The following is a 10,031-nucleotide window of genomic DNA, read 5'->3' as shown; positions in this document are numbered from 1 at the left end:
CCGCCGCGTCGCGCGACCACGGTCGCGACGGGAGCCGCGCCTGCCGCCGCGCCCGCGGCTGCGCCCGCCGCGCCCGCCGCGCCGGTTGCGGTTGCGCCCGCAGCGCCCACCGAGGCTGCTCCCAACGAGCCCGTCACGCTGGGCGTCGAGCTCACCCGGCGCGCCGAGCGCATCACGAGCGCCGATCCCGTGGCCGCGGCGCGCGCCCTCGTCGAGCGTGGGCTCGTCGAGCAGCGCGTCGAGCATGATCGGATCGCGGCGCGGCGCTCGTTCGCGGCGGCGCGCGCGATCACGCGTTCGCTCGGCCCGGCGCTGTCGCGGCTCCGGCATCTGTTCGAGCCCGAGGATCGGCTGGAGCGGATCTCGGTGGTCGACGATGAGCTCGTGGTCGCCGAGAGCGACGCCGAGCGCGCGGACCTGCTCTTCGAGCGCGCGCGGGCCACGGCCGAGCTCGGGCGCTGGCCCGAGGCGCGCGCGGCCTACGGCAAGGCGCTCGAGCTCGTGCCCGCGCACCCGCACGCGCTGCGTGGCCTCGAGGCCGTGCTCCGTCGCGAGCTCGAGCGCGGCAAGGGGCGTGATCTCGCCGAGTCGCTCGCGAAGCACCTCGAACGCATGGCCGACGCGTATGCCCCCGAGGCCGGCAAGCCCGATGGGGACACGAGGCTCGCCGCGTGGCTCCACGTCGAGCGCGCGGCGGTGCTCGACGACATGCTCCAGCAGCCGGCGCTCGCGACTGCGGCCCTCGAACGGGCCGTGAGCTTCGAGCCCGCGCCGGGGCCGGTCCGCGCGGCGCTCGCACGGCACCACGTGCGCCACGACGCACCGCGCGCGTTCTGCGAGTCGCTCTCCGCCGAGGCCGAGCACGAGCTCGACGACGATCGCGCCTCGCGGCTGCTCTACACGGCGGCGCGAATCCAGTACGAGCGGCTCAAGGATCCGCACGAGGCGATCGCGCTGCTCGGGCGCGCCACCGCGCGCGCGCCCGCGGGGACGCCGACCTCACGGCGGATACTCGCCGAGCTGAGCCGGCTGCAGGAGCAAGAAGGGGCGCTCGAGCAGGCGTCGATCACGCGCAAGCGCGAGCTCGCGATGCTGACGGGCCAGGAGGCGATCGCGCACGCGCACGTGCGGCTGTCGGAGATCTACGACGCGCTCGGGCAAGCGGAGAACGCGGCCGTTCATGCCGAGCAGGCGCTCCTGCACGATCCCGTGGACGAGTCGACGCGGGAGCGGCTCGACCGCGCGCTGCAGCGCCTCGGCCGGCACGAGCGCCGCGTCGAGGTCTGGGCCGCCGAGGGCAACGCAGAGCGGCCCGCGCACCATCGCGTCGCCTCGCTCATGCGCGCGGCCGACATCTGCGAGCGGCACCTGCGCAAGCGCGAGGACGCCATCGTCTACCTGAAGGCCGCGTGGACCGTGAACCCCGGCGACGCGGCGGTCTTCGACGCGCTCACCGCGCTCCTCGAGAAGCCTGCGCGCGAGCCGGACGCGGGCGTGCGCGCGCGCATCGATCTCTACACGCAGTCCGCGCAGGCCCAGGCCGAGGCGCCGCGCAAGATCGCGCTGCTCGAAAAGCTCGCGAGCATCTGGGAGGACGAGCTCGGGCAGCCCGAGCGCGCGATGGAGGTGCTCGAACAGATCCTCGCGCTCGATCCCGTTCGGCGCACGGCGTTCCTCGCGATGCAACGGAACGCGCAGCGCGCCAGCGATTACCGCAGGCTCGGGCAGGCGCTCGTGGCCGAGTCCGAGCTGACCGAGGACTCCGCGCTCAAGCGCAGACTCCTGCTCCGCGCCGCGGATGTGGTCGGCGAGCGCGTGGGCGATCGGGATCGTGCGCTCGAGCTCGTGGATCGAGCGCTCGCCGTGAAGGCGACGGATCCGGACGCGCTGCGCGCGCGCTTCCGCCTGCTCACCCGCGCGGGCCGGAACGAAGAGGCGAAACAAGCGCTCCTCGGGCTCATTCGCAACGATCCGGCGGGAGCGTTCGGCCTCTGGATCGAGGTCGCGCGCTTCGACGAGCTTCGCCTGAAGCGCCCGCAGGACGCGGTGAAGGCGTACGAGGAAGCCGCGCGGCTGCGCCCGGATCACCCGATGCCGGGGCTCGAGATCATGCGCTTGCTCCGCGCCACGGGGGATCATCGCCGCCTCGTCGCCTCGCTGAAGAAGCTCGCCGAGGGCGCCTCCGGGCCCATCGCACGCGCGAGCTTCCTGTTCCTCGCCGCCGAGGTCGAGGAGCTCTTGCTCGGTGACGATCAAGCCGCGCTCGCGACCCTCGCCGCCGCCGACGCGCTCTCCGCCTCCCCGGAGGGCGCCTTCGATCCGGCCGTCGTCGAGGCCATGGAGCGCATCCTCGTGCGGCGACGCGCGACCGACGAGCTCGCCTCGCTCTACGCAGGCTGGCTCGCGCGTCACCCGCCGGCCTCGGTCGATCACGCGCTCCGCATCGCCTTCGCCGACGTGCTCTGCCGCAAGGACCGGCGCGAAGCCGTCGCGCTTCTCGAAGGGCTCATCGCCGTCGTGCCCGATCACGTCCCGGCGCTGCGCATGCTCGAACATCTGCACCGGAGCGCGCAGGCCGTCGCGCTCGCCGACGCGCTCCGCGGGCAGGCCGCCGCCGCGCGCTCGGTCGTCGCGCGCACGGGCGCGCTCGCGCACCTCGTCACGCTGGAGGAGCGTATCCCGAGCGAAACGCTCCTCGACGCGCTCGGCCGCGTCGTCGCCGAGCTCCCGGCCGACAGCAGCGTGCACGACGCGATCATCCGCATCGCCGGTCGCCTCGTCGAAGGCGCCGTCTCGCCGGCCTCCACGGGCCCCGCGGGCGCGCTCCTCCTCGCGTCGATCGCCGCCCGCAAGTCCCTCGCGCGCGAGCCCGTCGCCCGCGGCTTCTTCCAGCTCGAAGAGGCGATCCTCATCGAGGGCAAGGCCCGCGGCGACGCTTCGCTCGCCCGTGCCTCGCTCGCCGGCTACCGCGATACGCTCACGCTCTTCCCCGACAGCTTGCTCGCTGCGCGGGGCCTCGATCGGCTCGCCGGCGAGCTCGGCGATCGCTCCGCGCTCATCACGGCGAACCGCGCGCTCGCCCGCATCGTCGAGGGCGCTTCGCGCCGCGCCGGACACCTCGTCCGCGCCGCGCAGCTCACCGCCGAGGAGCCCGGCCTCATGGGCGAGGCCCTCGAGCTCTACGAAAACGCGCTCCGCGAGGACCCCGACTGCGAAGCGGCTGCCCGCGCGCTCGCCCGCGGCCTCGCGCACGAGCCCGCGCGCCTCGCCGATCGCCTCGGCGCCGCGCTCGAACGCGCCGCCTCCTCCGCGCAGATCGTCCTCCTCGGCACCGAGATCGGCCGCGCCGTCCTCCGCCATCACGAGGCCGGCGGCACCTCGCCCGATCCGAGCATCGGCATCGCGGCCATGCGCCGCGTCCTCGTCGAGACGCCCGACGACGTCCCCGCGCTCATGCTCACCGCGCGCCTCTACACCGCGCAGCGCCTCCCGGCCGAGGCTCGCGACGCCTGGCAACGCATCGTCTCGATCGCGGCCGTCCCCGAGGCGCGCACGGCCGCGTACTTCGAGCTCGCGGCCCTCTACGAAGGCCCGCTCGCCGACCTCCCGCGCGCCGAGCAGTGCGTGCAGGCCGTCCTCGCGATGGAACCCTCGCACGCCTTCGCGCTCGATCGCCTCTACCAGATCGCCGCCAAGCGCGGGGATCACGCGCTCGCCGTGCATGCGCTCACGCGCCTCGCCGACGCCTCGCCCGACGCGCGCACCCGTGTCGACGTTTGCCTCCGCCTCGCCGACGCGCAGCGCGAGGCCGGTGATCGTGCCGGCATCGTGCGCGCGCTCTGCGACGCCGTCGCGCATGGCCCGACCGACATGCGCCCCTGGAGCTCCCTCGCGCGCCTCTACCGCGTCGAGACGCCCGACGGCGCGGCCCAGTACGTCGCGGCGATCGGCCAGGTCCTCGAGATCGCCTCGGCGCGCCGCTTGCCCATCGATCCTCGATGGTTCACCACGATCGGCCTCCTCGAGGTCACCGTCCTCGTGCGTCCGCGCGACGGCGTCACGCACCTCCAGCAGGCCGTCGGGCTCCCGAGCGCTGGCCCCGAGGCTCGCGCCGCGCTCGGCCGTGGCCTCGACGCGGCGAACCGCAACGGCGAGGCCGTCCAGGTCTTGCGCGACGTCCTCGCGACCGACATCGACGCCCTCGCGAAGACGGGCGAGCTCTCCGCGGCCCTCGCCGCGCTCGAATCCGCGCTCGCCAAGGATGGCCGTGCCGAGGAGCGCCTCACCGTCGAGGAGGCGCGCGCTTGCCTCGGCGACGTCAAACCCGAGCGCATCACGCGCCTCCGCGCGCGCCGCATGCCCCCGGACGCGCTGCCCCCCGGCGTCTTCGCGGGCTCCGAGCTCCACCGCCTCCTCGTCGCCGAGGCGCAGAGCCCCATGCTCCTCGCCGCTGCGGCCATCGCGCCCATCGCGCACAAGGCCTTGCGCTTCGAGCTCTCGAGCCTCGGCATCTCCTCGCGCGACCGCATCGGATCGCGTGACAACAGCTTCACGTACCGCCTCGCCGATCGCATCGCCAAGAGCCTCGGCGTCGAGGGCTTCGAGCTCTACCTCTCGCAGAGCTGGCAGGGCATGCCGCGCGTTTATCCCGGCGATCCTCCGGCCATCGTCGGCCCCGTCGCGTTCGCCGAGCTCCCCGAGCCCGAGCAAGCCTTTGCCCTTGGCCGCCTCTTCGTGCGCATCGCGCTCGGCCCCACCTGGCTCGACGAGCTCGCCCTCGAATCGTGCGACGCTCTCCTCATCGCGGCCATGCGCACCGTCGATCCCTCCTTCGGCGCGCGTGAGATCGGCCCCGTGCGCGAGCAGGCCGCCCAGGCCTTCGGCGTCCACGTGCAGCGCGCCATCGGCCGCAGGCAACGCAAGCTCCTCGAAGAGATCTTGCCCTCGGCCGCGCCCGGCTACGACATCCGCCACCTCGCGGCCGGCGTTCGTCGCAGCGAGAACCGCCTCGGCTATCTGCTCTCGGGCGACCTCGTCGCTGCGATCGATCACCTCTGCCGCATCGATCGGGACGTCGCGCGCGCGGCCGAGGATCCTCGCATCGTCGTCCTGCACCCGGTCACGGGCGACCTCCTCCGCTACGCGCTCGGCTCGCCCTCGTATGCCGAGCGCCGCCGCGTGGGCACGGTCTGGACGAACGCGTAACGCTCTCGATCAGCGCCGACGCCAGAGCTCCGACACGTCGTCGTCCGAGCTCGGCGGCGGCGTGCTCGGCATGCTCGGCGTGCGCGGCTCGGCGGGCAGCGTCGAGATCCGCGCGGGCGTCACGCCGCTCGCCGGCGGATTCGTCTTCGTCTCGGTCCTCCATGCCGACAGCAATTCTTGCTTCGACGAGGACGCGGGCGGCGGCGGCACCGACGACATGTCCCCGCGATCTCCGAACAGCGCGTTCTTCAGCGCCGATCGACCCATCGCGGGTGGCGTGAGCCTCCGCGCGAGCCCTTGCGCGCGCTCCGTGAGCTGCGTCGTTCGCTCGAGCCGGACGGCCATCTCGCACGTCGGCGCGCCTGCGAGCATGCACCGGGTCTCGTCGAGGATCACCGGCTGCTCCAGGTTCGCGCCGATCCCACGCACGACGCCTTTGATCAGCGCGCAGCCCTTCAGGTGCGACTGATAGACCAGAACCACCTCGCCGTCGCGACCCCAGCGCGCGGTCACCGGCGAATGCGGCGCGAGATCGCCGCTTCGTTGCGCCATCCGCTCGATGAGCTCCTCGCTGTGCACGAGCACGTCGAGCACCCGCCAGCGCGGATCGACGAGACTGCCGTAGACCTTGAGCAGCTCCGACGCGAGCTTGTCGCCGAAGCTCTCGAGCACGAGGGCGGGCGACATCCCCGTCAGCCGCGACATGCTCGTCGCGAGCGCGTGCAGTTCTTCGCCTGGGTACGTCTGGGAGGGCAGATACACCCGTTCGGCGACACCGGCTTCGTTCCGGATCGTTCGCCAGAGCTCCTCGCCGAGCCGTTCGCGTACGTAATTTTGGAACCCGAGGAGAATGACGCCCAGCACCACGTCCCCCTGCCTCGCGCGTACGGCCGAGCGAGGCCTGAATAGGTCAAGTATGCAAGATCAGCGCCGGAACCGTCTCGAACGTTCCTTGCGGCGTTCTTCCCGATCCCGGCTTCTCCGCCAGCCACCCGTGGGACGAAAGCCCACGTTCATGCGCCCAACTCTGCAACGGATGGATTGCGACTATGCAATGCACGGGGCGCGTTACTTGTCCCAGTTGACCTTGTCCCAGTTGCGCTTTTTGCTCTTTTTCGAGGACTCGGTGCCCGTCGTCGGCGCGCCCGACCCGGCGTTCGCCTTCGTCGTGCTCGCGCCGGTGCCGGATTCGGCCGGCGGCGACGCCTCGTCGTGCCCGCGGAACACCGCGATGCCGACGAACAGGAGGATCAAACAGACGAGCGCCCCGATCAACGCCGGGATGAGCGGGATTTTTCGCGGCTCCGAGGGCGCCGCGGCGGCCATCCCGATCAGGCTCTTCGCCATCGGCGGCGGCGTGTGCGCGGCCGATACGGGCGCGGGCGTCGGCTCCGAGGCGCGCTGAGGCGCGGCGGCGTTCGCGGGTGCCGAGGGCAGCGATGCGCGCGACGGGTTCGTCGCTGGCGGCGCCGTCGGGCCTGCTGGCGCGTGCGGCGCGGCGCCGACCGGGTTCGACGCTTCGGGCGCCCTCGACGGCGGCGGCGTCGGCTCCGACAAACCCAGGCTCGCCACGCTCGCCATCACCGTCGGACCGTACAGGATCGAAGCGTTCGCCTGCGCGGTCGTCGACGATCGCGGCCCCGCCCCGGTCGGATGGCTCGGCGGCGACACCGACGTCACGGCACTCACCGCCGTCGGCGCCGAGATCGCGCCGGGCATCACCACGCCGATCCCGGCCGCCGTCGCCGCGTCCCGGAACGACGGACCTGTGTCCATCGGCGGCGGCGGCACCGTCGGCGCTTCGGCGAGATCGACGTTCGTCGGCGCGGCTGCGGGCGTCGTGATCAGCGCCGTCGGCAGCTCCCCCGCGGCGAGCTTCTCCAGCGCGTACGGCGGCGGCTCTCCGCGCAGGAGCGCGCGCACGTCGCGCTGCATCGTCGCGGCGTCCGGGTATCGCCGATCGGTCCGGAACGCGAGCGCGCGATCGACCACCATGCACACCTGCGGCGACACGTCCTTCACGAGCGTCGCGAGCGGCGGCGCTGGCTCCGTCGACATCTTCACGAGGATCTCGGCCTCGGTGGTCCCCTCGTGGATGCGCCGCTTCGCGAGCAGCCGGAACATCGTCGAGCCGAGCGCGAAGATGTCCGCGCGCCCGTCGATCTCCACGCCGCGGATCTGCTCGGGCGGCATGTACGGCAAGGTCCCGAGCATCGAGCCGATCTTCGTCTGCACCGCGTGCTGCGAGTTTCGGAGCCTCGCGATGCCGAAGTCGAGCACCTTCACGTGCCCGTTGTTCAGGATGAACACGTTGTCGAGCTTGATGTCGCGGTGGACGATGTTCTGCGCGTGCGCGGCGCCGAGCACCGACAGCACCTCGTCGACGTACTTGAGCATGTCGTCGACGGGAATCGAGCCGAGCCGCTTGAAGCGCGCGGCGAGCGACTCGCCTTCGAGCAGCTCCATCACGATGAAGGGCAGCCCGTCGTCGGTCGTGCCCATGAACAGGACCTCGACCGCGCCCGGGTGACGGAAGCTCGAGAGCACGCGCGCTTCCTGCTCGAAGCGGGCCCGCAGGTCCTTCTGCCGCGCCACCTCCGGGTGGAGGATCTTCACCGCGTCGCGCCGGCCGATCTGCTGCACGCCGACGTACACGGCGGCCATCCCGCCGACGCCGATGAGGCTCTCGAGCCGCCACGTGTCACGCAGCGTCGTCCCGATTCGCCGCTCCCAGAGCTCTCGATCCTCCATGCCAGCGCCTCCGATATGACCGTTTCCCGGCGGCCTGGTCAAGCGGGGCCTTCGCGTGGGGGTGGTTTCTGCACTTCCCATGCGCGCCGAGCGCCTGGAGGCCCGCAAAGCTCCAGCCGCAACCGAAAAACTGCGATCCTACGGCAGGCGCCGCGAGAACCCAACCATTCGTGGACGGATGCGGCTAGGATACGTCCCAACCGGCTTGCTTGGCGCGGGCTGAAATGCTTGGAGGTGTGGAAGTGCGGATGCAATCGAATTCGCGTGGGCTCGCGGCGGTGGTGGCGCTCGCTGGGCTCGCCTTGATGGCACCTGTTGCAGGATGTGGTGGGGACGAAAGTTCGAACACGCCGACCGGCTCGGGGGGTGCGGGTGGAGCGGGCGGCGAGGGCGGGGGCGGCGGCGCCACGTGCGGCGACGGCGTCCTCGAGGGCAACGAGGTGTGCGACGACGGCAATAAGGCCGCCGGCGACGGCTGTGAACTCGATTGCTCCTTCACCTGCGACAACGCGACCCCCGACACGGGCGACGCGAAATGCGACGACGGCAATCCGTGCAACGGCGCCGAGACCTGCAGCGACAACCACACCTGCGATTCCGGCACGAACGCGGACGACGGCACGAACTGCGGCGCGAGCAAGATCTGCAATGCGGGCGCCTGCGTCGACGACGTCTGCGGCGACGGCTTCGCCAGCCCGAGCGAGGAGTGCGACGACGGCAATACCGTGGACGGCGACGGCTGCGACACCTGCAAATTCAGTTGTGCATCGGACGACCCGACGCGCGACTGTTCGGGCCTCGACCCGTGCGTCGCCACCGCGTGCGACGAAGCCACGCATACCTGCGGCAACCCCGTCGGCGACGGCCAGGTCTGCGCGATGGCCTCCGTTTGCGTGAATGGCGCCTGCGCCCCCATCGTGTGCGGCGACGGCATCCTCCATCCCGGTGAGGAGTGCGACGACGGCAACCTCGTCGACGGCGACGGCTGCCAGGCCGATTGCACGCTCCCCTCGGCGTCGGTCTGCGGCAATGGCGTCCGCGAGACCGGCGAGCAATGCGACGACAGCAACACGAAGAACCTCGACGGCTGTGATTCCGCGTGCAAATTCGAGCAGGTCCAGCGCGCGACCTGGCTCAAGATGCAGTTCGCCGTCGACGCTGCGTTCTGCACCGCGAACCGCCTCGGCGGCGCCGTCTCTGCCGCCGCGCAGATGCAACTCCAGACCTCGCTCGACCAGGGCGTCCAGAACGGCGGGATCAACATCCTGCTGAAGACGCTCGGCCTCGGCGACCTCAGCGGCGCCGAAGACCCGGCGATCGAGATCGGCGTCATCACAGGCAATCCCGTCATCCCGATGGGCGCCATGTACGACGGCACGGCCGATCTCGATTGGTGGTACACGATCGCCCCGATCTCGATCGACGCGAACCGCGAACCGCTCGACAAACTCACGGGCTTCATCAGCGCGAGCACGCTCACGGCGGGCCCGGGCAACCTCACGATTGGCGTCAATTTCGCCGGCACGCCTGCGGCGCTCAAGATGAGCGGCGCGCGGCTCACGATGTCCGTCGGCGCCGCGAGCGCGCCCCTCGTGTCGACCGGCAATACGCCGGGCCACCTCGCCTCGGAGAACCTCGACCCGACGCTCCAGACGTTTGCGAGCACGGGACAACCGGACGACAGCGGCGCTGGCAAGCTATGCGGCAACGTCAGCGCGACCTCGCTCGACCAGGTCCCGGTCCCCGCCGACCTCGCCGCGGGCGGCTCCATCGCGTGCGACCAGGGATATACGACGCAGAACTCCCTGCTCGACGTCTTCGTCGGCGGATGCACCGTCTTTGGCTTCGTCACCGTGATCACCGCCAGCCAGCCTGATCAGGCTGATCCGAACGCGCCGGTCGCGGGCGCGGGCGCTCCCTACACGCTCACGACGAACGCCATGACGAAGGCGGTCAACGGCTGCCGCGACAAGGACAACCAGACCGCCGACGTCAATACCTGCCTCAACGCTGCGGCGTACTCGTCGTTCTTCAAGTTCGCGACGGGCCGCGTGATCGCGAAATAAGGCAATTCC

4 protein-coding genes are annotated in these 10,031 nt (G+C 71.7%); 2 read left to right on the top strand and 2 right to left on the bottom strand.

The window, feature by feature from the left end:
- A partial coding sequence (locus QHF83_RS36310) for a cellulose synthase (RefSeq protein WP_282422621.1) occupies positions 1-5,205 on the top strand: 5,205 nt, incomplete at its 5' end.
- A gap of 9 nt (positions 5,206-5,214) precedes the next feature.
- Here QHF83_RS36310 and QHF83_RS36305 read toward each other — a convergent pair.
- Complete coding sequence (locus tag QHF83_RS36305) at positions 5,215-6,069, bottom strand: heme NO-binding domain-containing protein (RefSeq protein WP_282422620.1); 855 nt, start codon at positions 6,067-6,069, stop codon at positions 5,215-5,217.
- Between the two features lie 204 nt (positions 6,070-6,273).
- A complete protein-coding gene (locus QHF83_RS36300) occupies positions 6,274-7,956 on the bottom strand; it encodes a serine/threonine protein kinase (RefSeq protein ID WP_282422619.1) in 1,683 nt (560 codons plus the stop codon).
- 248 nt (positions 7,957-8,204) lie between these two features.
- Here QHF83_RS36300 and QHF83_RS36295 point away from each other — a divergent pair, with 248 nt between their 5' ends.
- Positions 8,205-10,022 (top strand): DUF4215 domain-containing protein, encoded by a 1,818-nt coding sequence (locus QHF83_RS36295; protein ID WP_282422618.1) that lies wholly within the window; start codon positions 8,205-8,207, stop codon positions 10,020-10,022.
- Positions 10,023-10,031: the final 9 nt, after the last annotated feature.

Source organism: Polyangium sp. 15x6 (assembly GCF_029960785.1).
In the GTDB taxonomy this organism is placed as follows: Bacteria; Myxococcota_A; Polyangia; order Polyangiales; family Polyangiaceae; genus Polyangium.
The sequence above is the reverse complement of the archived record's forward strand: the minus strand, read 5'-3'. Positions and strand labels throughout refer to the sequence as shown.